The organism is Bordetella genomosp. 1, assembly GCF_002261335.1.
GTDB lineage: Bacteria > Pseudomonadota > Gammaproteobacteria > Burkholderiales > Burkholderiaceae_B > Bordetella.
Genome location: NZ_NEVL01000002.1, coordinates 166,519 through 191,353, shown reverse-complemented (window position 1 = coordinate 191,353; position 24,835 = coordinate 166,519). Strand labels below are relative to the sequence as shown.

23 protein-coding genes are annotated in these 24,835 nt (G+C 68.3%); 11 read left to right on the top strand and 12 right to left on the bottom strand.

Features of this window, described 5'->3' with window-relative positions; translation table 11 throughout:
* Positions 1–59: 59 nt before the first annotated feature.
* From CEG14_RS06060 to CEG14_RS06040, 5 genes are all read left to right on the top strand, one after another.
* Entirely contained in the window at positions 60–2,849 is a 2,790-nt protein-coding gene (locus CEG14_RS06060) for a sensor histidine kinase (protein ID WP_094825469.1), read from the top strand.
* Positions 2,842–3,534 (top strand): two-component system response regulator KdpE, encoded by a 693-nt coding sequence (kdpE, locus tag CEG14_RS06055; protein ID WP_094825468.1) that lies wholly within the window; start codon positions 2,842–2,844, stop codon positions 3,532–3,534. The genes CEG14_RS06060 and kdpE overlap by 8 nt, the downstream gene beginning before the upstream one ends.
* A gap of 107 nt (positions 3,535–3,641) precedes the next feature.
* Complete coding sequence (locus CEG14_RS06050) at positions 3,642–4,412, top strand: TorF family putative porin (protein ID WP_094825467.1); 771 nt, start codon at positions 3,642–3,644, stop codon at positions 4,410–4,412.
* A 113-nt stretch (positions 4,413–4,525) separates the two neighbouring features.
* Positions 4,526–4,810 (top strand): hypothetical protein, encoded by a 285-nt coding sequence (locus CEG14_RS06045; RefSeq protein ID WP_094825466.1) that lies wholly within the window; start codon positions 4,526–4,528, stop codon positions 4,808–4,810.
* A gap of 16 nt (positions 4,811–4,826) precedes the next feature.
* A complete protein-coding gene (locus tag CEG14_RS06040) occupies positions 4,827–5,753 on the top strand; it encodes a dihydrodipicolinate synthase family protein (RefSeq protein WP_094825465.1) in 927 nt (308 codons plus the stop codon).
* Here the strand turns inward: CEG14_RS06040 and CEG14_RS06035 are convergent.
* Together CEG14_RS06035 and icd are read right to left on the bottom strand one after the other, a co-directional pair.
* Entirely contained in the window at positions 5,731–7,272 is a 1,542-nt protein-coding gene (locus CEG14_RS06035) for a methyl-accepting chemotaxis protein (RefSeq protein WP_094825464.1), read from the bottom strand. The two genes, CEG14_RS06040 and CEG14_RS06035, sit on opposite strands and share 23 nt — an antisense overlap.
* A 206-nt stretch (positions 7,273–7,478) precedes the next feature.
* Positions 7,479–8,735 carry an NADP-dependent isocitrate dehydrogenase gene (gene icd / locus CEG14_RS06030; protein WP_094825463.1) on the bottom strand — a complete coding sequence of 419 codons (1,257 nt, stop codon included), beginning with the start codon at positions 8,733–8,735 and terminating at the stop codon, positions 7,479–7,481.
* 211 nt (positions 8,736–8,946) lie between these two features.
* Here icd and CEG14_RS06025 point away from each other — a divergent pair, with 211 nt between their 5' ends.
* Both CEG14_RS06025 and CEG14_RS06020 read left to right on the top strand, forming a co-directional pair.
* Positions 8,947–9,372, top strand: coding sequence for a DUF1841 family protein (locus CEG14_RS06025; protein ID WP_094825462.1), 426 nt, complete (start codon positions 8,947–8,949; stop codon positions 9,370–9,372).
* A 98-nt stretch (positions 9,373–9,470) separates the two neighbouring features.
* A complete protein-coding gene (locus CEG14_RS06020; RefSeq protein ID WP_094825461.1) occupies positions 9,471–9,848 on the top strand; it encodes a response regulator in 378 nt (125 codons plus the stop codon).
* 12 nt (positions 9,849–9,860) lie between these two features.
* On the opposite strand, the gene CEG14_RS06015 is transcribed toward CEG14_RS06020, so the two are convergent.
* The 3 genes from CEG14_RS06015 to CEG14_RS06005 form a co-directional block, all read right to left on the bottom strand.
* Positions 9,861–11,945 carry a sensor histidine kinase gene (locus CEG14_RS06015; protein WP_094825460.1) on the bottom strand — a complete coding sequence of 695 codons (2,085 nt, stop codon included), beginning with the start codon at positions 11,943–11,945 and terminating at the stop codon, positions 9,861–9,863.
* Between the two features lie 245 nt (positions 11,946–12,190).
* On the bottom strand, positions 12,191–12,550 hold the full coding sequence (locus tag CEG14_RS06010) for a c-type cytochrome (protein ID WP_094825459.1): 360 nt from the start codon (positions 12,548–12,550) through the stop codon (positions 12,191–12,193).
* Between the two features lie 14 nt (positions 12,551–12,564).
* The gene (locus CEG14_RS06005; protein WP_176461398.1) at positions 12,565–12,924 is read right to left on the bottom strand and encodes a c-type cytochrome; all 360 of its coding nucleotides are present in this window, start codon (positions 12,922–12,924) and stop codon (positions 12,565–12,567) included.
* 176 nt (positions 12,925–13,100) lie between these two features.
* Between CEG14_RS06005 and CEG14_RS06000 the strand changes: the two genes are divergently transcribed.
* Positions 13,101–13,973, top strand: coding sequence for an AAA family ATPase (locus CEG14_RS06000; RefSeq protein WP_094825457.1), 873 nt, complete (start codon positions 13,101–13,103; stop codon positions 13,971–13,973).
* Positions 13,974–13,982: 9 nt separating this feature from the next.
* A complete protein-coding gene (locus CEG14_RS05995) occupies positions 13,983–15,155 on the top strand; it encodes a vWA domain-containing protein (RefSeq protein ID WP_094825456.1) in 1,173 nt (390 codons plus the stop codon).
* A gap of 16 nt (positions 15,156–15,171) precedes the next feature.
* On the opposite strand, the gene CEG14_RS05990 is transcribed toward CEG14_RS05995, so the two are convergent.
* Together CEG14_RS05990 and CEG14_RS05985 are read right to left on the bottom strand one after the other, a co-directional pair.
* Complete coding sequence (locus tag CEG14_RS05990) at positions 15,172–15,747, bottom strand: GNAT family N-acetyltransferase (protein WP_094825905.1); 576 nt, start codon at positions 15,745–15,747, stop codon at positions 15,172–15,174.
* 40 nt (positions 15,748–15,787) lie between these two features.
* Entirely contained in the window at positions 15,788–16,144 is a 357-nt protein-coding gene (locus tag CEG14_RS05985; protein ID WP_094825455.1) for a hypothetical protein, read from the bottom strand.
* A 365-nt stretch (positions 16,145–16,509) separates the two neighbouring features.
* On the opposite strand from CEG14_RS05985, the gene CEG14_RS05980 reads away from it, so the two are divergent.
* Both CEG14_RS05980 and CEG14_RS05975 read left to right on the top strand, forming a co-directional pair.
* Complete coding sequence (locus CEG14_RS05980; protein ID WP_094825454.1) at positions 16,510–19,374, top strand: M16 family metallopeptidase; 2,865 nt, start codon at positions 16,510–16,512, stop codon at positions 19,372–19,374.
* A gap of 291 nt (positions 19,375–19,665) precedes the next feature.
* Positions 19,666–20,088: a DUF4148 domain-containing protein gene (locus CEG14_RS05975; protein ID WP_094825453.1), complete on the top strand. Its 423-nt coding sequence runs from the start codon at positions 19,666–19,668 to the stop codon at positions 20,086–20,088.
* Between the two features lie 181 nt (positions 20,089–20,269).
* On the opposite strand, the gene dnaJ is transcribed toward CEG14_RS05975, so the two are convergent.
* The 5 genes from dnaJ to CEG14_RS05950 form a co-directional block, all read right to left on the bottom strand.
* Positions 20,270–21,397 carry a molecular chaperone DnaJ gene (gene dnaJ, locus CEG14_RS05970; protein WP_094825452.1) on the bottom strand — a complete coding sequence of 376 codons (1,128 nt, stop codon included), beginning with the start codon at positions 21,395–21,397 and terminating at the stop codon, positions 20,270–20,272.
* 111 nt (positions 21,398–21,508) lie between these two features.
* Entirely contained in the window at positions 21,509–23,443 is a 1,935-nt protein-coding gene (gene dnaK, locus CEG14_RS05965) for a molecular chaperone DnaK (protein WP_094825451.1), read from the bottom strand.
* 80 nt (positions 23,444–23,523) lie between these two features.
* Positions 23,524–23,907, bottom strand: a complete 384-nt coding sequence (locus CEG14_RS05960; protein ID WP_094825450.1) for a thioredoxin family protein — start codon at positions 23,905–23,907, stop codon at positions 23,524–23,526.
* A gap of 3 nt (positions 23,908–23,910) precedes the next feature.
* Positions 23,911–24,450: a nucleotide exchange factor GrpE gene (gene grpE / locus CEG14_RS05955; protein WP_094825449.1), complete on the bottom strand. Its 540-nt coding sequence runs from the start codon at positions 24,448–24,450 to the stop codon at positions 23,911–23,913.
* Between the two features lie 133 nt (positions 24,451–24,583).
* The gene (locus CEG14_RS05950; RefSeq protein ID WP_094825448.1) at positions 24,584–24,832 is read right to left on the bottom strand and encodes a hypothetical protein; all 249 of its coding nucleotides are present in this window, start codon (positions 24,830–24,832) and stop codon (positions 24,584–24,586) included.
* Positions 24,833–24,835: the final 3 nt, after the last annotated feature.

Genomic DNA, 24,835 nt, shown 5'->3' with positions numbered 1-24,835 from the left:
TGCCCGCCTGCCGGCTTCCACGGACGCAAGCGCGTCCGTCAATGCCTTTTGCGTGCCCCATGGCCGACACCGACGCCCCGCGCCCCGATCCCGATCGATTGCTGCAACGCCTGCACCAGGCCGATGAACAGGCCCGCCTGGGCCGCCTGCGCATCTATTTCGGCGCCTCCGCGGGCGTGGGCAAGACCTACGCCATGCTCGAAGCCGCGCGCGCGACGCGCGCGCAAGGCGTCGACGTGCTCGCGGGCCTGGTCGAAACGCACGGCCGCAAGGAAACCGCCGCGCTGCTCGACGGACTCGACGTGCTGCCGCGCGTCGCGCTGGACTACCGCGGCCACGCCCTGCCCGAGTTCGATCTCGACGGCGCGCTCGCGCGCCGCCCCGCCCTGCTGCTGCTCGACGAGCTGGCGCATTCGAACGCGCCGGGCGCGCGCCACGCCAAGCGCTGGCAGGACGTGCAGGAGCTGCTGCGTGCCGGCATCGACGTGTGGACCACGCTCAACGTGCAGCATCTCGACAGCCTCAACGAAGCGGTCGGCAGCATCACCGGCGTGCGGGTCTGGGAGACCGTGCCCGACGCCGTGTTCGACGAGGCCGACGAGATCATCCTGGTCGACCTCTCGGCCGACGAACTGCTGCGCCGCCTGAAGGACGGCAAGGTCTATGTGCCCGACCAGGCGCGCCATGCGACGCGCCACTTCTTCCGCAAGGGCAACCTGATCGCGCTGCGCGAGCTCGCGTTGCGCCGCACCGCCGAGCACGTCGACGACGATGTGCAGGCGTACCGCCGCGAGGCCGCGATCGAGCCGGTGTGGCGCACGCGCGAAGCCGTGGCGGCCTGCATCAGCGACGACGCCGAGGCCGAACACGTGCTGCGTGCGGCGGCCCGGCTGGCGCAGCAGCTCGACTGCGACCTGCATGCCATCCACGTGGAGCCGCTGCGCATGAGCGCCCCCTCGCCGGCGGCGCGCGAACGGCTGGCACGCGCGATGGCGCTGGCCGACACGCTGGCCGTGCGCGTCGAAGTGCTGCGCGGCGCGGATGCCGTCGACGCCGCCACGCGCTATCTGCGCCGCCACAACATCACCAAGGCCGTGCTGGGCCGCGGCCATGGCCGTCGCCTGGCGCGCCTGGGCGGTTCGGCCGCGGCCTGGCTCGGCCGACTGCTTGCGCCGGGCTGGCTGTGGCATCGCCACAGCTTCGCCGACCGGCTCGCCGCCGCCTGCCCCGAGGTCGACGTGCTGCGCGTGGGCGCGCCGCCCACGCCCGCCGCGCCGCCGCCCGGCCGCGACCCGCTGGCGCTCGGCCGCCCGCGCGCGGCCGACGACACGCCGGGCGCACGCGCCGTGGCGCCCTACCTGTGGGCCTGCCTCTATTGCGGCGTGGCGACCGCGATCTCGAACCTGGCCTACCCGGCGCTGCACCAGACCAACATCGTGATGTTCTTCCTGCTCGCGGTGGTGGGCGTCGCGCTGCGCCACGGCCGCGGGCCGGCCGCGCTGGCCTCGGTCGTGAGCGTGGGCCTGTTCGACTTCTTCTTCGTCCAGCCCTACAGCTCGTTCGCGGTGTCGGACGTGCAATACCTGCTGACCTTCGTCGTGCTGCTGGGCGTGGGCCTCCTGATCGGCCAGCTCACCGCCGGCCTGCGCGCACAGGCCGAGACCTCGACGCGGCGCGAGGCCGATGCGCGCGGCCTCTACGAATTCGCGCGCGAGCTGTCCTCGGCCCTGTTGCTCGACCAGATCATGCAGGCCGCCGCGCCCTTCCTGCATGCGGCGTTCGGCGCGCGCAGCGCGCTGTACGTGCTGCGGCTCGATGACCGGCTGCACCTGGCCGCGCCCATCGATCCCGCCATGAACGCACCGGAGTCCGCGGTCGCGCAGTGGGTCTTCGACCACGGCAGGCCGGCCGGCGCCGGCACCGCCACGCTGTCCAACAGCCCCCTGCTCTACCTGCCGCTGAAGGGCCCGATGCGCGTGCGCGGCGTGCTGGTGCTGCAAGCCCCCGACGGCCCGGCGCTGTATGCGCGGCACGAGGCGCGCCGGCAGGCCGAAGCCTATGCCACGCTCATCGCCATCGCGCTCGAGCGCCAGCACTACGTGGAGGTGGCGCAGCAGGCGCTGGTGAACGTCGAGTCGGAGAAGCTGCGCGGCTCGCTGCTGGCGGCGGTGTCCCACGATCTGCGCACGCCGCTCACCGGCCTGATGGGCATGGCCGAGGCGCTGTCGCGCGGCACCGGCGATGCGCGCGGCCAGGCGCTGGCGATCCGCGACCAGGCCCGCCGCATGCACGCGATGGTGGTGAACCTGCTCGACATGGCACGGCTGCAGAACCACGCGCCGATCAAGCCGGAGTGGCAGTCCATCGAAGAGCTCGCCGGCGCCGCGCTGGCCGCCTCGCGCGAAGCCCTGGCCGCGCATCGCATCGTGGTGCAGCCGCTCTCGAGCCTGCCGCTGGTCGAGTGCGACGCGCTGCTGATCGAGCGCGTGCTGTGCAACCTGCTCGAGAACGCCGCGAAATACACGCCCGCGGCCGGCACGATCACGCTGTCGGCGCAGGCCCGGGAGGGCGAGATGCAGGTGAGCGTCAGCGACGATGGCCCCGGCGTGCCGCCGGGCAGCGAACGCCGCATCTTCCAGAAATTCTCGCGCGGCGAACGCGAGTCGGCCACGCCCGGCGTGGGCCTGGGCCTGGCCGTCTGCCAGGCCATCGTCGAGGCGCATCGCGGCCGCATCTGGGTCGAGCCCGTGGCGCCGCACGGCGCGCGCTTCACCTTCACCCTGCCGCTGGGCGCCGCGCCCGCCCTCCCGCCCGAACCGCCGCCCGCAGACGGATACGACCATGTTTGAGTACCACCCTTCGATCCTGCTCGTCGAAGACGATCCCCACATCCGCCGCTTCGTGCGCGAGGCGCTCGAGGCCGAAGGCTGCGTGGTGCACGAGAGCGACACCGTGCGGCGCGGCCTGATCGAGGCGGGCACGCGCCAGCCCGACGCGCTGGTGCTGGACCTGGGCCTGCCCGACGCCGACGGCATGACCCTGATCCGCGAGCTGCGCGGCTGGACCGAGGTGCCGGTGCTGGTGCTGTCGGCCCGCACCGGCGAGGCCGACAAGATCGCCGCGCTCGATGCCGGCGCCGACGACTACCTGACCAAGCCGTTCGGCGTGGGCGAACTGCTGGCGCGGCTGCGCGTGCTGCTGCGCAGACACGCCCGCGGCGGCGCGGGCAGCGCGGCCGAGGTCAGCTTCGGCGACGTGGCCGTGGACATGGCGCGGCGCGTGGTCACGCGCGCGGGCGTCCACGTGCATCTCACCCCGATGGAGTATCGGCTGTTGACCGCGCTGCTGGCGCGGCGCGGCAAGGTGATGACGCATCGCGAGCTGCTGCGAGAGGTCTGGGGCCCCTCCCACGTGGAGAGCAATCACTACCTGCGCATCTACATGGGCCACCTGCGCCAGAAGCTCGAGGCCGATCCCGCGCAGCCGGTGTTCCTGCTCACCGAGGTCGGCGTGGGCTATCGCTTCGCCGGCTGAACCCGCTTTTTTTGCGCGGGCTTTACGTGCGCGGTCCGAGTATTTATGCGGCGCTTATGCCGCAACCCCTATCTTGGCGCTCCCGGTACACACCCCTATGGAGCACCATGAAACCCACGCGCAACACCCCCCGCCTTCTGTCGGCCGCCGCCCTTTCCGCCACGCTCGCGGCCTTCACCGCGCCTGCCGTCCACGCCGCAGCCGACGCCGACGGCAGCCTCACGGCCAATCTGTCGGTGGCGAGCCAATACCGCTATCGCGGCCTGATGCAGACCAACAACAAGCCCGCGCTGCAAGGCGGCTTCGACTACAGCCATCCCAGCGGCTTCTATGCCGGCAACTGGAACTCGACCATCAGCTGGCTGGGAGACGGCAACGACGCGGTCTCGGCGCCGCTCGAAATGGACTTCTACGGCGGCTACAAGGGCAAGCTCGGCGAGACGCTCGATCTCGACGTGGGCGTGCTGCAGTACTACTACCCGGGCGACTATCCCTCGGGCTACACCCGCCCCTACACCACCGAACTCTACGCCGGCCTGGGCGCCGGCCCCGTGACGTTCAAGGTGTCGCACAGCCTCACCAATCTGTTCGGCTTCGCCCGCAGCCGCAACAGCCAGTACTACGACCTGAGCGGCAACTTCGACACCGGCGTCTGGGGCCTCACGCTGAACCTGCACGCGGGCTACCAGTACGTGCGCAACGTCGATCATGCCTCCTACTGGGACTGGAAGGCCGGGCTCACCAAGGACTTCGGCGCCGGCTGGAGCGCCTCGCTGGCCTACATCGACACCAACGCCGACCGCCGCGCCTACACCAATGCCGACGGCCGCGACATGGGCCGCGGCACCGCGCTGGCCAGCCTCACGCGCACGATCTGAGCGCCCGCCGTTGACGCGATTTTTATGCGGGGCGGCGGTTTATCTGCGCGGCATTTACGGCCGCGTTCCTATAGTGAAGGCGTCATTCACCACCGCCGTCCGGCACCGACACCATGAATCCTCGCCCCGCTTCTGCGCAACGCCACCGCCCCGCTCCCGACAGCCTGTTCGTGCGCATCGACACCGCCCAGCTGGCCCCGATGCGCGCCGCCCTGCGCCGGGCCATCCCGGCCGTGCGCCTGGCCATCGCCTGCCGCACCCGCGCCGGCCGCGAATGCGGCGTGACGCTGCACGGCGCCAGCACCGAGCTGGCCCGCGCCATGGACCTGTTGATGAGCACCCTGCCGCGCGCCGAGTTCGGCCCGGCCCATGGCGCGCGCAGCGTGCTGATTTCCTGAGCCGCGGAGATTCCTCATGCCTCTTTCCCTGCCCGACCGTCCCCGCCCCCACGCCGCCGGCGCCCTGTTCGAAGGCATCTGGCTGCCGCTGGTCACGCCGATGCGGCAAGGCCGCGTCGACCTGCTCGCCGCGCAGTCGCTGGCGCGCTACTACCGCGATGCCGGCATCCGCGGACTGGTGCTGTTCGGCTCCACCGGCGAAGGCAATCTGCTGAGCGTGAGCGAGAAGACCGAGATGGTCGACGCCATCCGCGCCGATCCGCATGCCCTGCCGCTGGTGTTCGGCGTGGGCGGCGTGGACACGCGCGGCGTGATCGCGACGATGCGCCGGCTCGACCGGCTCGCGCCGGTCGCCTGGCTGGCACCGCCGCCGTACTACCTGTGCCCGAGCCAGGCCGGCATGCTCTGGCACTATCGCCAGCTGAGCTGGGCCACCCGCACGCCGATCGTGCTCTACAACGTGCCCCGGCGCACCGGCTGCGCGCTGACGGTCGAGTCGGTGGAGGCGCTGGCGCAGCTCGCCAACGTGGTCGCCATCAAGGAATGCGATCCCGTCGCGCTGTCGGTGCTGCAGGCGCGCGGCACGCTGCCGGCGTTGTGCGGCGAGGACGGTGCCCTGCTCGATCACCTGCTGGCGGGCGGCCGTGGCGCGATTCCGGCCTGCGCCCACGTGCTGCCCGAGCGCTACGTGGACCTGTTCGAGTGCGTGCGCACCGGCCGCCACGACGAGGCGCGTGCGCGCTTCGACGCGCTGCGCCCGCTCATCCGGCTGCTCTACAGCGAACCCAATCCGGCCGGCATCAAGAAGGCGCTCGCGCTGCAGGGGCTGCTGTGCGACGAGCTGCGGGCGCCGATGATGGCGGGCGCCGCCGAGCTCGCCGAGCGGCTGCGCCGCGCACTGCAGGCGCTGCAACCGCACCCTAGATTGCGCCCCGCAGCCTGAAGGCCGACACCAGCCGGGCCAGCGTCTCGGCCTGCTGCTGCAGCATGCCGGCGCTGGCGGCGAACTCCTCGACCAGCGCGGCGTTCTGCTGCGTGACGCCGTCGAGGTGCGTGACCGCCCGGTTGATCTGCTCGATGCCCTGGCTCTGTTCGGCCGAGGCGGTGGCGATCTCGCCCATCAGCGGCGCGCTGGTGCCGGCCGATTCGGAGACCTGCGCCATCGTGCCGCTGGCCTGCTCGACCCGCGAACGGCCGGTGTCGATCGAGGTCGTGGTGACCTCGATGAGCTGCGTGATCTCGCGTGCCGCGTGCGCGGAACGCTGCGCCAGGGCCCGCACCTCGCCGGCCACCACCGCGAAGCCGCGGCCCTGTTCGCCGGCGCGGGCCGCCTCCACGGCGGCGTTGAGCGCCAGGATGTTGGTCTGGAACGCGATCGCGTCGATCAACGTGGTGATCTCGGTGATGCGGCGCGAGCCGGCCGCGATGTCGCGCATGGCGTCCATGGCCTGCCCGGCCTGCGCGCCGCCGGCCGACGCCAGTTGCGCCGCGTCGCTCGCCAGCCGGCTGACCTCGGCCACCGACTCGGCGCTTTCCTTCACCGTGGCGGCGATCTGTTCGACGCTGGCGGCGGTCTGCTCCAGCGCCGCGGCCTGCTTCTCGGTGCGATCCGACAGGTCGATGCTGCCGGCCGCGATCTGGCGCGCGGCCGCGGCGATGGCGCCGGTGGCCGCCACGATGCCGCCCACGGCCTGCTCCAGGCGCTGGCGCATGCGCTCCATCGCCTCGAACAGATGCCCGACCTCGCCCCCCTGGCCGGGCGGAATCACCACGCTCAGGTCGCCCTCGGCCACGCGTTCGCAGACCCCGATCACCTCGTCGATGGGCTTGAGGATGCGGCGATGGAAAAAGGTCAGCGCGCCGACGGCCAGCACCAGCAGCAGCCCGCCCGCCACCAGCGCCTGGCGCAGCAGCGTGGCGAAGAACGCCTGGTTCACGTCGTCCATGTAGAGGCCGGTGTAGAGCAGCCAGTTCCATTGCGGGTCGTAGACCGCGTAGCTGAGCTTGGCCAGCGCCTCGTCGCTGCCCGGGCGCGGAAACCGGTACTCGACCGCACCGCCGCCCGCCTTGCCCGCGCGCAGCAGCACCTCGAAGATCTTCACGCCATCGGCATCGGTCACGTCGCCGACGCGCCGCCCCACCAGCTTGGGATCGGGATGGGCCTGGACCACGTAGCGGTCATCCATCACGCCGATGTAGCCATCTTCGCCATAGCGCAGGGCCGACAGGCGGGTCGCCGCATCCTGGCGCGCCTTGTCCACCGGCCTGCCCGCCGCCACGTCGGCCCGGGCGCGCGCCACGATGCCCTCGGCCAGCTGCAACGCGTGCTGCAACGCCGCCTTGCGCTCCTCCACCAGGTCGGCGCGGCGCATCGCCGCGTCCCATCCTCCCAACGCCAGCAACACCACGCCCGTTGCCACCACGAACAACCACAGCTGCGTACGCAGACTCGACAGATTCACAAGCACCTCTTTCGCAGGAACCGGAAGGCACGGCCACGCCGCACGCTTCCAACAATGACTCGATGTTTCTTTTTGTATGGGTAGCGTATCGGGTCGCGGTGAGCCGCACACAGATGCGCGAGCGCGGCGCTTGATCGAGATCAAGCATTCGTCTGACGAAAAAAAACCGGCCCAGCGGGCCGGTTGGTCGGGGCGTCGCCGCCTGCCTACATGTTGTCGATCATGACCTGGCCAAAGCCCGAGCACGACACCTGCTCCGCGCCGGGCAGCATGCGGGCGAAATCGTAGGTGACCTTCTTGGACTGGATCGACTTCTCCATGCTGGCCACGATCAGGTCGGCCGCCTCGAGCCAGCCCATGTGACGCAGCATCATTTCGGCCGACAGGATCTCGGAGCCCGGGTTGACGTAGTCCTTGCCCGCGTACTTGGGCGCCGAACCGTGCGTGGCCTCGAACATCGCGACCGAATCGGAGATGTTGCCGCCCGGCGCGATGCCGATGCCGCCGACCTGCGCCGACACGGCGTCGGAGATGTAGTCGCCGTTGAGGTTGAGCGTGGCGATCACGTCGTATTCGGCCGGACGCAGCAGCACCTGCTGCAGGAACGCATCGGCGATGGAATCCTTGATGACGATGTCACGGCCGGTGCGCGGGTTCTTGATCTTGCACCACGGGCCGCCGTCGATCTGGGTCGCGCCGAATTCGTTGCGCGCCAGGGCATAGCCCCAGTCGCGGAAACCGCCTTCGGTGAACTTCATGATGTTGCCCTTGTGCACCAGCGTGACCGAGGAACGGTCGTTGTCGATGGCGTATTGCAGGGCCTTGCGCACCAGGCGCTCGGTGCCCTCGCGCGACACCGGCTTGATGCCGATCGCGGTGGTGTTGGGGAAGCGGATCTTGTTGACGCCGAGCTTCTGCTGCAGGAACTCGATCAGCTCGCGCGCCTCGGGCGACTCGGCCGGGTACTCGATGCCGGCGTAGATGTCTTCGGAGTTTTCGCGGAAGATCACCATGTCGGTCTTTTCGGGCTCGCGCACCGGCGAGGGCACGCCCTTGAAGTAGCGCACCGGGCGCAGACAGACATACAGGTCGAGCTTCTGGCGCAGCGCCACGTTGAGCGAGCGCATGCCGCCGCCCACCGGGGTGGTCATGGGGCCCTTGATCGACACCACGTAGTCTTTCACCACCTCGAGCGTTTCGTCGGGCAGCCACACGTCGGGGCCATAGACCCGGGTGGCCTTCTCGCCGCCATACACCTCCATCCAGTGGATCTTGCGCTGGCCGCCGTAGGCCTTGGCCACCGCCGCGTCCACGACCTTGATCATCACCGGGGTGATATCGGCGCCGGTGCCGTCACCCTCGATATAGGGAATCACCACCTGATCGGGCACGTTCAGGGTGTTATCGGCGTTGACCGTGATCTTTTCGCCCGCGGCGGGCACCTTGATGTGTTGGTAGGACATGACTGCTCCGGGAGGCTCCGAGGGATTCGTGGCGCGTGGCCTTTTTCCTGTGTCGCACCGGGAAAGACACCGCTGTGGCGCGGCCCGTTTCCGGCGGCGGCCCTTTGGGGGCCGGATACAACCCATTCTATCCCGCCCCCAGGGTCATCCGGCGGAAGTCCCTGCACACAGCGGTAAAATATGCCTTTGAGCTGCTTTCTGGCACACCCGCATGTTCAACCCCTCACGCGACCAAGTCCGCGAATTCTTCATCGCCGCCTGGCGCAAACACCGCGCCAATGAGGTGATGACCCCGCTCGAGCTGATGGCCCTCGACTGGATGCTGGAGCATCCCGAGTACCACGAAGACCTCGAAAGCCCCGACGCCATGACGGCCGAGTACCCGGTCGAGAAAGGCCGCACCAACCCGTTCCTGCACCTGTCGATGCACCTGGCGATCGCCGAGCAGCTCTCGATCGACCACCCGCGCGGCATCCGGGATGCCTATCAGCGCCTGGTGGGCCGCGGCGATGCGCACCAGGCCGCGCACGAGATCATGGAATGCCTGGGCCAGGTGGTCTGGGAGGCCCAGCGCCTGGGTACCCCGCTCGACAGCGACGTCTATATCGACCTGATCCGTCAGCGCGCCTCGCGCTGACATCGCTGTCGCTGTCATACTGGGGCGGGCTGCGGCACGCTTTTTGCGCACGGCATCCCAATCCAGAACATCAAAACAAGACCACTCGGGAGGCGAAGATGACTGAAGGCAGTCTGCGCGGACGCCGCATACTGATCGTCGAAGATGAGTACATGATCGCCGAGTTTCTGCAATATGAGCTCGAAGACGCCGGCGCCACGGTGGCCGGCATGGTGGGCAATGTCGACGAAGCCCTGAAATTCGTGCAGGACGCCGAGGTGCTCGACGCCGCCATCCTCGACGTGAACCTCGGCGGCCAGCCGGTGTTCCCGCTGGCCGACCGGCTGATGGAGCGGGGCGTGCCGTTCGTGTTCACGACCGGCTACGACGCCACGTCGATCCCGCCCCGGTTCGGCCAGGTGGCCCGGTTCGTCAAGCCCTACAACACCGCCGTCATGCTGGGCGGCATCTGCCAGGTCATCGACCAGCACCCCTGACGCCGTCAGCGCTCAGGGCGCCTCGGCGCCGTCGGGCAGCGTTTCCGACACCGGCAGCGAGATGCGGCAATGCAGGCCGTCCTCGCCCAGAACGAAGCTGGTGCGCGCGTTGAGTTGATACGGCAGCGCGCGCTCGACCAGTTCGCGACCCTGGCCGGTTCCGCGCGGCGCCTCGCCCGGCGCGGGCATCACCACCCGGCTCTCGCGCCAATCGATGTGCAGCCAGGGCTTGCCCTGCTCGCCCTCTGCCTCGAAGGTCCAGCGAATCACGAGCCGCGCCGCCGGCTGCCCGAGCGCGCCGTACTTCACCGCGTTGGTGGCCAGCTCGTGCAGGCCCATGGCCAGCATCTGCACCGTGGATGAACGCAGCCGCACGCCCGCGGGCCCTTCCAGCACCACGCGCGACGTGAGCCCGGCCATGGCCGACAGCTCGGTGCGGATCAATTCGTCGAAGGCCACGCGGTCGTGCTCGTTCAGGCGCGACAGCAGCCCTTGCACCCGGCCCAGCGCATCGAGCCGGTCGCTGAAGCGGTGGCGGAAATCCTTCAGGCTCACGCTGGAACGCACGGTCTTGTCGGCCATCGCGCGCACCACGCCCAGCAGGTTGCGCGTGCGGTGCTGCAACTCCGCCACCAGCACGCGCTGGCGGTCCTCGAACTCGCGCCGCTCGGTCACGTCGAGGTGCGCGCCGACCAGCCGCACCGCGCGCCCCTGCGCATCGCGCTCGACGTCGGCACGCGCATGGATCCAGCGCACCTTGCCGTCGGAGGGGCGCACGATGCGATATTCGCTGTCATAGCTGTTGCCCGGGCCGGCCAGCGCCTGCATCAGGATGCGCTGTGCACGGTCGCGGTCGTCGGGATGCAGGCGCGCCACCCACTGGTCGTGGGTCTCTTCGCGGTTTTTCTCCGTCAGGCCGTGCAGGCGCAGGTATTCCGGCGAACGGCTGCTGCGCATGCCGCCCGCCACGTCGATGTCCACGCCGCCCACCTCGCCGATGCGTTGCACCCGCGCCAGGTCGGCCTCGCGTTCGCGCAGCCGGGTCTCGGCCTCGCGGCGCTCGTGGATGTCCAGGTTCATGCCCAGCCATTTGGTGATCTGGCCGTCTTCGAGCCGCACCGGCGCGGCGCGCACGTTGGTCCAGCGGTAGCTGCGGCTGGCGGCGTGCCAGAGCCTGAACTCGGCATTCATGCCGCTGCCCCGCGCCACCGCCTCGCGCCAGGCCTGGTCGGCCTGTTCGCGATCGTCCGGATGGATGGCGCCCAGCCCGCCGCTGGCGAGCCATTCTTCGCGCGACTGCCCGGTGTAGGCGCGCCAGCTCGGGCTATCGGACACGGGCCGGCCGGCGCTGTTGGCCTCCCAGGTCGCCTGCGCGATGCCGGCCACCAGGCCCACGGCCGCCTCGGTCTCCTGGACCGCGCCGCCCGCGCGCTCGAGCTCGTGCAGGGCCTGGCGCAGCTGCATGTTTTCCGCGGCGTCGATGGCGCCGCGCGAGTCGCGCAGCAGCGCCTCCAGCTCGGGATGGGCGCTCATCCGCGCCAGCATGTCGGGCTCGATGTCGATGCCGGCGTGCAGCTCGGTCCAGTGATGCGCCGCGCGCACGAAGGCCATCAGTTGGGTGAGCTGGTCGAAGCGCTGCGCGCCGTACGCCTGCCGGACGGCGGCGCCGAGCCGCGCCGAACGCGAAGGCGCGAGAAACATCGCGGCCAGCACGTCGAGCAGCTCGGCCTCGGCCTCGCTGCCGGAGGGCGGCAGCGCCCGGGCCTCGGGCTCCTGGGCCAGCCGTGCCACGATCTCATCGAGCGTGTCGGCGTCGGGCGCGGGCCGGCGCAGCAGCCGCAACACCTCGGGAAGGTCGAGCGCGGTGGCCGTGGCGTCGCCCGCCAGCAGGCCCTCGCCCAGCAGAAAACCGACGTGCCGCACGAGACAGTAGCGGGCCGGGCAACTGCGCGACAGGTGAACGATCAGCCGTTCCTTGAGCAGCGCCGGCAGCGGGTTGTCGAGCCAGGCGGCCTGCGCGTAGGCCCACAGCCCCGACGCCTCGCTCGCATACAGATTGGAAGGCGCGCCGAGCCGGCGCGCGACCTCATCACGCAACGGTGCCTCCTGCGACGGCGTAGCGCTTGCGACCATCCGGGTCCATCTCCAGCGAAAAGCACGACGGCCCATGCGGGCCGGGAAACCTCATTCACTGAATTCTAGAGGGAAGTGCGCGCAGGCGGGCGAAAGAAACCGCCTGCGGCGCGCGCGCGCGTGCAACCGCCCGTGACCTGGCACGGGCCATGCTTTGCGGGGTCGGGGCGCGGACCGCGCGGCGGGCTGCGCCCGCCGCCGCCCAGGCGCTACTTGCGCGTGCCCAGGCTGCTCGGCTGTGCCGCCAGCCAGGCCGCGACGTTGGCGATGTCCTGGTCGGACAGCTGTGCGGCGAAGGCACCCATGATGGGGTTCTTGCGCACATTGGCCGTGGCCGGGCTGCCAGTGGCGCCGCGCTTGTAGGCCCGCAGCGCGTGGGCCAGGTAATCCGCGTGCTGGCCGGCCAGCACCGGATACTCGGGCTGCACCGAGGTCTTGGCGTCGGCGCCATGGCACGACGCGCAGTTGAGTTTGTCGAACACGGCCTTGCCGGCCGCTATGTCCTGGGCCTGGGCGGTGGCGCCCAGCATCAGGGTGAGGCCCGCGAGGGCCAGCATCGAACGCTTCATGGTGTGCCCCCGGCTCATTTGAGATTGCTGTAGTACGCGGCCAGGTCGGCGATATCCTGGTCGGAGAGGCTGCCGGCGATGGCGTCCATCGTGGGATGGCTGCGGCTGCCTTTCTTGTACTCGGTGAGCGCGGCTTCGATGTATTTCGCGTTCTGGCCCGCGATCATGGGCACGTGGTAGAGCTCGGGGAACGAGGCCTTGTAGCCCGGGATGCCGTGGCACCCGATGCACATGGAGACCTTGTCTCTGGCGTTTTCGGCGCTGCCGGCAGTCGCGGCGGCATCGGCGGCCAGTGCCTGGCCGCTGATCGAACAGGAGGCCAGAAGGGACAACAGCACATACAGCTTGCACTTCATCGAGTTATTAAACTTCATTGGAGTGACTCTTGTTGGCTGAAACGACGCTGTGGATGGCATCGGGCCAGGCCCGGCCGCAAAACCAATCGATTGTACGATAATTGCTCAGGAAGCAAGCCCGCCGTTATGCTGCACTGCGGACGCAATGACCCCGAGAATCGCGCCCCGCCGCGGGCGCACGCCACAGGTTGCTTATGTCTCTTTCCACGCAAGCCGAACGCCAGCCCGCCCGTTTCGAAGGCACCGATCGCTACGTCGCGACCGACGATCTCAAGCTCGCGGTGAACGCCGCCCTCACGCTGCAGCGGCCGCTGCTCATCAAGGGCGAGCCCGGCACCGGCAAGACCATGCTCGCCGAAGAAGTGGCGCGCGCGCTCGGCCGCCCGCTGCTGCAATGGCACATCAAGTCCACCACCAAGGCCCACCAGGGCCTGTATGAATACGATGCCGTGTCGCGCCTGCGCGACTCGCAGCTCGGCGACGAAAAAGTACGCGACATCCGCAACTACATCGTCCAGGGCACGCTCTGGCAGGCCTTCGACAGCGACGAGCCGGTGGTGCTGCTGATCGACGAGATCGACAAGGCCGACATCGAATTCCCCAACGACCTGCTGCGCGAGCTCGACCGCATGGAGTTCCATGTGTACGAGACCCGCGAGACCATCACCGCGCGCCATCGCCCGCTGGTCATCATCACCTCCAACAACGAAAAAGACCTGCCCGACGCCTTCCTGCGCCGCTGCTTCTTCCACTACATCCGCTTTCCCGAGCGCGAGACGATGCGCGACATCGTCGGCGTGCACTTCCCCGAGCTGCGCGCCGACGTGCTGCGCGCCGCGCTCGACACGTTCTTCGCGCTGCGCGAGGCGCCCGGCCTGAAGAAGAAGCCCTCCACCTCCGAGCTGCTCGACTGGCTGCGCCTGCTGCTGGCCGAAGACATCTCCGCCGCGCAGATCGAGGCGCATGCCGCCACCGCCGTGCCCATCCTCGCCGGCGCCCTGCTGAAAAACGAGCAGGACGTGCACCTGCTCGAACGCCTGGCCTCCATGACGCGCACCAAGCGCTGAGGCGGCGCCATGCTCACGGGCTTCTTCTACCATCTGCGGGCGCACCGGCTGCCGGTCTCGGTCAACGAATACCTGACCCTGCTGCAGGCGCTGCGCGCGCAGATCATGCCGCCCACGCTCGACGACTTCTACTTCCTCGCGCGCGCCACGCTGGTCAAGGACGAAAGCCTCTACGACCGCTACGACCAGGCCTTCGGGGCCTACTACAAGCAGTTGCAGGTGCAACTACCCGAGGGCAAGGAGCTGCCGCTCGACTGGCTCATCAAGGAGTTCGAGAAGACCCTGAGCGAGGAGGAGAAGGCCGCGATCCAGGCGCACGGGTGGGACAAGCTGATGGAGCTCTTCAAGCAGCGCCTCGAAGAGCAGAAAGACCGCCACGCCGGCGGCAACAAATGGATCGGCACCGGCGGCACCTCGGCCTTCGGCAACGGCGGCTATCACCCCGAAGGCATCCGGGTGGGCGGCGAATCGGCCGGCCACCGCACCGGCGTGAAGGTCTGGGACATGCGGCAGTTCCGCGACTACGACGACCAGGTCGAGCTCGGCACGCGCAACTTCAAGGTGGCGTTGCGGCGGCTGCGGCGCTTCGCGCGCCAGGGCGCCGACATGGAACTCGATCTCGACGACACCATCACCAGCACCGCGCGCAACGCCGGCCACCTCGACCTGCGCATGGTGCCGGAACGCCGCAACACGGTGAAGGTGCTCATGCTGCTCGACGTGGGCGGCAGCATGGACGACCACATCGCGCGCGTCGAAGAGCTGTTTTCGGCGGCGCGCAGCGAGTTCCGCCACCTCGAGGTGTTCTACTTCCACAACTGCCCCTACGAGAGCCTGTGGCAGAACAACCGGCGCCGCCGCGAGGAGCGTTTCGACACCTGGGACGTGCTGCGCCGCTTCAATCCCGACTGGCGCCTCATCATCGTCGGCGACGCCACGATGAGCCCGTACGAGATCCTGCACCCGGGCGGCTCGGTCGAACACTACAACAAGGAAACCGGCGCGGTGTGGATGCGGCGCCTGCTCGACGCCTGGCCCAAGGCGGTCTGGCTCAACCCCGAGCCCTCGGCCTACTGGCAGTACCGCCAGTCGATCGCGCTGATGCGCGACATCATGCAGGACCGCATGTTCCCCGTCACGGTGGCGGGGCTCGAGCAGGCGATGCGCCTGCTCGCGAAATGAGGCGCGTGCCGGCCGCTCAGCCGTCGACCGGCTCGGCCGGCGTCTCCAGCGTGAGCTGGTAGAAGGCCAGGTCGAGCCAGCGGCCGAACTTGAAGCCGGCCTGCGTGATGAGGCCGCTCTGCACGAATCCGAGCTTGCGATGCAGCGCGATGCTGGCCGCATTGGTTGCGTCGATCGCGCCGATCACCAGATGCACCTGGTTGGCGCGCGCCTGCTCGATCAACAGGCGCAGCAGCACCTCGCCCAGGCCGCGGCCGCGAAAGTCCGGCGCCACGTAGATCGAGTGCTCCACCGAATACTTGAAGGCGGGAAAGTTGCGGAAGGTGCCGTAGCTGGCAAACCCCATCAGCCGTCCTGCCTCGTCTTCGAGCCCGGCCACCGGAAAGCCGTGCTGCTCCTTCAGCGCGAACCAGGGCGCCATCGCCGCCAGCGGACGCGGCTGGTAGTCGTAGAGCGCGGTGGTGTTGAGGATCGCGTCGTTGAGGATGTCGAGAATGGCCTGCGCATGGCGCGCATGGGTGCACGCCACCAGGCGGGCGCCCGGTGGCAATGCGAAGGTCGGGGAGGCGGAGTGCGGGGCGGCTGGCGTCATGCGGCGCATTGTAGCGAGCGCCCCGGTGCGTTGTCGCGCCTCAGGCGGCGCGTTGCTGGTCCAGCAGATGACCCGGGCCGGGGCAGCCGCGCCAATGGATCTCGCCGGCGTCCAGATCCAGGTCGAATTGATTGTGTGCGCTCGCAACCGGGTGGCGGCGCGGATCCTCGACCTCGAGCACGTGGCCGGCAAAGCCGCAGGGTTGCACGCCGCGCTCGGCGCAGTAGCGGCCATCCTGCACGTCCACCACATAGGTCGTGGTGTCGTGGCCGTAGATGGCCACATAGCGTCCATCGTCACTGGCGTAGGCGTAGCGGAAATGGCCCTTGATGCGGTTCTCGGGCAGCGGGCGGCCCAACAGGTGAGACAGGGCGCGGGAGACGGTATCAGTCAGCATGGGGAACGTTCCTCCGGTTAGGTACGCCGGCAGGAGGCCGGCGTCGAAGGCGGGCGAACAGGCGTCAGGGCGGCGATCCGGGCGGATCGGGGCAGGCATGACGCAGGACGGGACAACTCTCGGACGGGGCCGGAGCGCTCGCGCATCCCGTGGCGGAGGCCCGCCGTGGGCGGGCTTCCGGGTGGCGCGCAGCCACGAAACCATGGTACTCCCGACCCTCGGACGGATTCAAATCGCGCTGATTGATCGTTGCTCCCAGTGCAACAGTGATCCATTCTGATACGGTCTGTTGAACAGTCGTGTGGGCGGAACCTATGGCAACGGATACACTCCAAAACGTTTCGCTATCACGGGAATTCCTCACCATGCGTCTTTCGCTCATCAGGTGGTCGGGCCGACTCGGCACCCTAGTGGTCACGTCCTTCATGGCCTTCCAGGCCGGGGCGGCCCTCCCGGCAGGTGTCTCCGAGGTCGCCTCGGTCGAAGGCATTACCGAATACCGCCTGGCCAACGGCCTGCGCGTGCTGCTGGTGCCCGACGCGTCCAAGCCCACCACCACGGTCAACATGACCTACCTCGTGGGCTCGCGCAACGAAAACTACGGCCAGACCGGCATGGCCCACCTGCTCGAACACATGCTGTTCAAGGGCACGCCGACCACCCGCAATGCATTGGGCGAATTCTCGCGCCGCGGCCTGCAGGCCAACGGCTCCACCTCCGCCGACCGCACCAATTATTTCGCCAGCTTCGCAGCCAACCCCGACACCCTGCGCTGGTATCTCGGCTGGCAGGCCGACGCAATGGTGAACTCCACGATCGCCAAGGCCGACCTCGATTCCGAAATGACGGTCGTGCGCAACGAAATGGAAAGCGGCGAAAACAGCCCGTTCCGCGTGCTCATGCAGAAGATGCTGGCCGCGGCCTTCCAGTGGCACAACTACGGCAAGAGCACCATCGGCGCGCGTTCCGACGTGGAAAACGTCGACGTGGGCCAGCTGCGCGCCTTCTATCACGAGTACTACCAGCCCGATAACGCGGTGCTGATCGTGGCCGGCAAGTTCGACCCGAAGGTCGCGCTGGCCGACATCAAGTCCACGCTCGGCAAGCTGCCCAAGCCCAAGCGCACGCTGCGCCGCGAATACACCGTCGAGCCCACGCAGGACGGCGAACGCGCGGTCACGCTGCGCCGCGCCGGCGGCACGCCGATGGTCGCCGCGATGTACCACGTGCCGCCCGCCGGCAGCACCGACTTCATCCCGATGGACCTGGCCGCCACCATCCTGGCCGACACGCCCTCGGGCCGGCTGTATCACGCCCTGGTGCCCACCAAGCTGGCCGCCGGCGTGTTCGGCTTCACGATGGACCAGCTCGATCCGGGCATCGCGATGTTCGGCGCGCAGTTGCAGCCCGGCATGGATCCCGACGATGCGCTCGAGGCGCTCACCGACACGCTGCAGTCCCTAGAGAAAAAGCCCTTCACCGCCGAAGAGCTCGATCGCGCGCGCAACAAATGGCTGACCGGCTGGCAACAGACCTACAGCGATCCCGAGAAGGTCGGCGTGGCGCTGTCCGAAGCCATCGCCTCGGGCGACTGGCGCCTGTTCTTCCTGCAGCGCGACCGCGTGCGCGAGGCCAAGCTGGCCGACGTGCAGCGCGTGGCCCAGGCCTATCTGGTGCAGAGCAATGCCGTCGAAGGCCGCTACCTGCCCACCGAGAAGCCGGTGCGCGCGCCGCAGCAGGAGCGCGTCGACCTCACCACGGTGTTCAAGGACTACAAGGGCGATCCCGACTTCAAGGCGGTCGAGGCCTTCGACCCCACCCCGGCCAACATCGACAAGCTGACGCAGCGCAAGGTCCTCGACCTGCCCAACGGCAAGGTCGAACTGGCGCTGCTGCCCAAGGCCACGCGCGGCGACCGCGTGCAGGCCGACCTGCTGCTGCAGTTCGGCGATGCGCAATCGCTCAAGGGCCAGCGCACCGCCATCGGCGCCGTGGCAGACCTGCTCACGCGCGGCACCGACAAGCTCACGCGCCAGCAGATCCAGGATCGCATCGACCAGCTCCAGGCCGACGTCTCGTTCAACGGCAGCGGCACCGACCTGAGCGTGTCCATGTCGACCACCGGCCAGAACCTCCCGGCCTTGATCGAGCTCGTGTTCGACGTGCTGCGCAACGCCAATTTCCCGCAGGAACAGATCGACGAGTACAAGCGCCAGGCCACCACGTCGATCCAGAGCGCCATGACCGAGCCCACCGCGCTGGCCTCGCGCGCCCTGGCCCGCAACGACAACCCCTGGCCCGCCGACGACCTGCGCTACGTGCCGACCTTCGACGAGGCGCTGGCCAACGTGCAGGCCATCGACCGCGACACGCTGGTCAAGACCCACCAGAAGTTCTACGGCGCCGGCGCCGTGAAGCTGGCGGCCGTGGGCGACTTCGACGCGGCCAAGGTCGAGGCCTCGCTCAAGAGCGGCCTGCAAGGCTGGCAGCGCGCGCCCGCCTACACCCGCGTGCCCGATCCGTTCCGCAAGGTCCCGGCCAAGCAGTTCGACATCGCCACGCCCGACAAGGCCAATGCGTTCTTCATCTCGCGCATGCCGATCGAGCTGCGCGACACCGATCCGGACTACGCCGCGCTGTACCTCGCCAACTTCCTGCTCGGCACCTCGGAAACCTCGCGCCTGTGGCACCGCGTGCGCGAAACCGACGGCCTGTCGTACAACGTGCGCAGCACGCTGTCGGTCTCGTCGTTCGAGCCGAGCGCCAGCTGGACCATCTACGCGATCTACGCGCCGCAGAACCGCGCCCGCCTCGAAACGGCGGTCAAGGAAGAGCTGGCGCGCGTGCTGAAAGATGGCTTCACCCAGGCCGAGGTGGCCGACGGCGTGAAGGCGCTGCTCAACTACCGCAACCTGGCGCGTGCGCAGGACGACGTGGTGGCCAATACCTGGCTCAACTACTTGCGCACGCAACGTACCTTCGCCTGGTCGGCCGAGATGGACAAGAAGATCGCCGGGCTCACGCCGGCTGCGGTCAACGCGGCACTGCGCAAGTATCTCAAGCCCGAGGCCTTCAGCACCGCCGTGGCGGGCGACTTCAAGAAGGATGCGTCGGACGCGCCCAAGACGCCGGCCGCCGCACCCGCCGTGAAAGACACGCCCAAGACGGCACCCGCCCCCGCTCCGGCGCCCGCGCCGGCGGATGCGGCCAAGTCCAAGACCGCGCCCTGAGCCTGCCGCACCGGCGCTGGCGCCACGCCCGCCTTCGACCCGAGGGCGGGCTTTTTTTCGCGCGTGGATTTCACGTCGCGAAAAATCCGGCGCGACCTCTGTCGGATCCCTTTGCATGCCCGTGAGAAAACGCTACACGGCGCAAGCCTTGGAAAACCGCGGCCCCAGGGCGTGCGGCAAAGCGGAAAGATCGACTCACATTCGCGGCTTGCCCGCCGCAATCCGGATGGCCACACTGGAATCGTGCAAGGTTCATCTTGCCCGACTGACTCAACCCAGGAGGACATCATCATGAAGCTCAAGAACAAGACGCTGGCCGCAACGCTCATCGCCACGTTCGCTTTCGCCGGTACCGCCGCTGCGGAATCCGCGATGACCTCGCAAGGAGAGCCGACCCGCGCCGAAGTGCGCGCGGAGCTGGATCAGGCGCGCGACCAGGGCCGCGTGACCTACGGCAACCTCGATTACCCGCCCCCCATGGTGCAGACCGAAGCGCCGCTGACGCGCGCCGAAGTGCGTGAGGAGCTGGACGCCGCGCGCACCGCCGGCATGCTGCCCGAGAGCCAGCTCGACTACCCGGTGCAGGCGTCGCTCGACAGCAAGGTCGGCAGCGAATCGCGCCAGCAGGTCCAGGCCGAACTGCAACAGGCGCGTGAACAGGGCCTGGTGTCGCGCGGCAATCTGGACTACCCGCCCGAACGCACGCCGATGTAAGCCCCCCGATCCAGGCGGGGCGCGGCGCAAGCGAGCAACGCCGCCCCGCCCTGGCCCAGCGCCCGTCGTCCCACTCCGTGGCGGCGGGCGTTTTTCATGCGCGGCACAAAGAAAAACCCGGATGGCGCGCCATCCGGGTTTTGTCATGCATGCCGCGCCAGGAGCGCGGCGCCAGCGCCGATCAGCTGAAGAATTCCTTCACGCGATCCGTCCAGGACTTGCTCTGCGGCGAGTGGCGGTCGCCCCCGTCGTTGAGCGAGGCCTCGAACTGGCGCAGGATGCTCTTCTGCTCGTCGCTCAGGCGCACCGGCGTCTCGACCACGACGTGGCAATAGAGGTCGCCGGGATAGCTCGCGCGCACGCCGCGGATGCCCTTGCCGCGCAGGCGGAAGGTCTTGCCCGACTGCGTGCCCTCGGGAATCGCGATCTCCGCCTTGCCGCCCAGCGTGGGCACCTGCAGGTCGCCCCCGAGCGCAGCGGTGGTGAACGGAATCGTGAGTTCGCAGTGCAGGTCGTCGCCGTCGCGCTGGAAGATCCGGTGCTGCTTGATGTGGATTTCCACATACAGATCGCCCGGAGGACCGCCGTTGACGCCCGGCTCGCCGTTGCCGCTGGAGCGGATGCGCATGCCGTCGTCGATACCGGCCGGAATCTTGACCTGGAGGGTCTTGTTGCGGCGGGTGCGGCCCACGCCGTCGCACGACGGGCAGGGATCGGTGATTTCCTTGCCGTTGCCGTGGCAGGTCGGGCAGGTCTGCTGCACGCTGAAAAAGCCCTGCTGCATGCGCACGGCGCCCGAGCCGCCGCAGGTGCGGCAGGTCTTGGGCGTGGTGCCGGGCTTGGCGCCCGAGCCGTGGCAGGTGTCGCAGTTTTCCCAGCTCGGCACGCGGATCTCGGTGTCGAAGCCGGCCGCGGCCTGCTCCAGCGTGATCTCGAGCGCGTACTTCAGGTCGGCGCCGCGATAGACCTGGGGTCCGCCGCCGCCACCCCGGCGACCCGCGCCGAAGATCTCGCCGAAGATGTCGCCGAACGCATCCGCAAAGCCGCCGCCCATGCCCGCGCCGCCCATGCCGGCGGCATTGGGGTCGACGCCGGCGTGACCGTAGCGGTCGTAGGCGCCGCGCTTCTGTTCATCGCCCAGGACCTCGTAGGCCTCCTTGGCTTCCTTGAACTTTTCTTCGGCTTCCTTGTTGTCCGGATTGCGGTCCGGATGGTACTTCATGGCCAGCTTCCGGTAGGCCTTCTTGAGCTCGTCGTCCGAGGCGTTTTTCGCCACGCCGAGGACTTCGTAGTAATCGCGTTTTGCCATGGTGGTTACGGGGCTCCGGAAAGAGCCGAAATTCGTGGAACTTTCAACGACTCCGCCCGGGAGCCGGAAAAACCGGCCACCGGGCGGGAATCGAACATCATAGACCGGACATTACTGGTCGCGCTTGACTTCCTTGAAGTCGGCGTCGACCACATTGTCGTCGACCGGCTTCGCGTTGTCGGCGGCCTGCTGGTGCTGGGCCTGCTGCGAGGCCTGCTGCGCCTGCATGTCGGCGTACATCTTCTCGCCCAGCTTCTGCGAGGCCGTGGTCAGCGCTTCGACCTTGGCATCGATCTCGGCCTTGTCGGTGGACTTGAGGCTTTCCTCGACGTCCTTGATCGCGGCTTCGATCGCTTCCTTCTCGCTGGCTTCCAGCTTGTCGCCGTATTCGGTCAGCGACTTGCGGGTGGCGTGCACCAGGGCATCGGCCTGGTTGCGCGTCTGGGCCAGCTCGGCCACGCGGTGATCTTCCTCGGCGTTGGCCTCGGCGTCCTTCACCATGCGTTCGATCTCGTCTTCCGACAGGCCCGAGTTCGCCTTGATGGTGATCTTGTTTTCCTTGCCCGTGCCCTTGTCCTTCGCGGACACGTGCAGGATGCCGTTGGCGTCGATGTCGAACGTGACTTCGATCTGCGGCAGGCCACGCGGCGCCGGCGGGATGCCTTCGAGGTTGAACTCGCCCAGGCCCTTGTTGCCGGCGGCGATTTCGCGCTCACCCTGGAACACCTTGATGGTCACGGCGGGCTGGTTGTCGTCAGCCGTCGAGAACGTCTGCGAGAAGCGCGTCGGGATCGTGGTGTTCTTCTGGATCATCTTGGTCATCACGCCGCCCAGGGTTTCGATACCCAGCGACAGCGGCGTCACGTCCAGCAGCAGCACGTCCTTGCGGTCGCCCGACAGCACGGAGCCCTGGATGGCGGCGCCAGCGGCGACGGCCTCGTCGGGGTTCACGTCCTTGCGCGGATCGCGGCCGAAGAATTCCTTGACCTTGTCCTGCACCTTGGGCATGCGGGTCATGCCGCCGACCAGGATCACGTCATCGATGTCGGAAACCTTGACGCCGGCATCCTTGATCGCGACGCGGCAGGGCTCGATGGTGCGCTCGATCAGCTCTTCGACCAGCGCTTCCAGCTTGGCGCGCGTGACCTTCAGGTTCAAGTGCTTCGGGCCCGAGGCATCGGCCGTGATGTACGGCAGGTTGATCTCGGTCTGCTGGCTCGACGACAGCTCGATCTTGGCCTTTTCGGCGGCTTCCTTCAGGCGCTGCAGGGCCAGCACGTCTTTCGAGAGATCGACGCCCTGCTCTTTCTTGAACTCACCGATGATGTAGTCGATGATGCGCTGGTCGAAGTCTTCGCCGCCCAGGAACGTATCGCCGTTGGTCGACAGCACTTCGAACTGCTTTTCGCCATCGACGTCGGCGATTTCGATGATCGAGACGTCGAACGTGCCGCCGCCCAGGTCATAGACGGCGATCTTGCGGTCGCCCTTTTCGTTCTTGTCGAGGCCGAAGGCCAGCGCGGCCGCGGTCGGCTCGTTGATGATGCGCTTGACTTCCAGACCGGCGATGCGGCCGGCGTCCTTGGTGGCCTGGCGCTGGCTGTCGTTGAAGTAGGCCGGCACCGTGATCACGGCTTCGGTGACTTCCTCGCCGAGGTAGTCTTCGGCGGTCTTCTTCATCTTGCGCAGCACTTCGGCCGACACCTGCGGCGGCGCGAGCTTCTGGCCACGCACTTCCACCCACGCGTCGCCGTTGTCGGCCTTCACGATGCCGTAGGGCATCAGGTGGATGTCTTTCTGGACAGCCTTTTCGTCGAACTTGCGGCCGATGAGGCGCTTGACGGCGTAGAGGGTGTTCTTGGGGTTGGTGACCGCCTGGCGCTTGGCCGGCGCGCCGACCAGCGTCTCGCCATCGTCCATGTAGGCGACGATCGAGGGGGTGGTACGGGCGCCTTCGGCGTTTTCGATGATCTTGATCTGGCCGCCATCCATGACTGCCACGCAGCTATTGGTCGTGCCCAGGTCGATGCCGATGATTTTGCTCATGGTATGAATACCTAGTGAAAACAGTGATTTAGATAAGAAAAACTCAGTCCCAGCCTAACTGGGGTCGGGCTCGGGGTTTTTCAAGAGCCCGACTGCAATCGCTGGATCGCGGCCGAAAACTGCGGCAACCCGGGCCATCCGGTGATGCGGCCCAGGCGCTTGCCGGCCCGGTACAACACGAATGTCGGGACGCCATGCAGCGAAAACCGGCGGCCCAGCGCCTCGTCGGCGTACACATCGGCCTGGAACCACGACAGCCCCAGGCCCAGCAGGGCGTCGCGATGCAACAGCGCCGTCTGCTTGAAGATATTGCAGTTGTAGCAGTCCTGGCCCCAGAGGAAGACGCAGCGCAGGTCGTCGCCCGGCGCCTGGACGACCGCGGCATCGAAGCCGGCGTTGTCGACCGGGCGCATCGAGAACGTCTCGAAGACCTGGCTGGGATCAAAATCGGGGCCAGAAGACATCGTTCAGCCTTCGCCAGCGGACACGATCACCAGGGCCGGACGCAGCGTGCGGTCGGCGATCACATAGCCCTTCTGCAGCACCTGCACCACCGTGTTGGCGGGTTGCGGCGCCGGCACCGACGAGATCGCCTGGTGCTGATGCGGGTCGAACTTGTCGCCCTGCGCGGGGTTGATGTCCTTGAGCTGGTTGCGCTCGAACGCGGCGCTCAGCTGCTTGAGGGTCATTTCGACGCCTTCGCGCAGGGTCTCGACCGTCTGTTCGGGCTGGGCCAGCGCGGCCTCCAGGCTGTCCTTCACGGGCACGAGGCTTTCGGCAAACGATTCGATGCCGAACTTGCGGGCCTTGGACACGTCTTCCTGGGCGCGACGGCGCACATTCTCGCCTTCAGCCACGGCGCGCAGAACCTGGTCCTGCTGGGCCTGGATGGTGGCCTGGGCGGCTTCGAGCTCCGCGCGCAGCGCAGCCACTTCGTCTTGCTGGCTGATGGCGTCGCCCGTCTCGGGCGTGGGCACGGAATCGAGCGGCTCGTGGGGTGCCGACATGGGGGTCCTCCGGAAAGTGATTCGACTCAAGCCCTCTCTATGGGGGCCAATACCCACGTTTCAAGACGGGTCATGCGAAATATTTGCGCGCCCAAAAAGAAGACCCGCCTGAGGGCGGGTCGGGGACAGCGGGTCAGCGCTTGCCGGGCTGCGTCGGCGCCGGCGGATCGCTGGCCGGAAAGCTGTCGTCCAGGGCCTGGTCGACCGCTTCGTCGCGCTTTTCGTCGCGATCGTCGTCTTCGGAGCGGATCGCGATGGGGTCGCTCGCCGGGAAGGTTTCGAGCAGGGCCTCGTCGAGATCGCGCTCGACCGCGTCTTCCTTGAGGTTGTCGTGACCGGGTTCGCCGGACGTGCCGACGCGCGGGCGGGTAGGTGCATTCATATC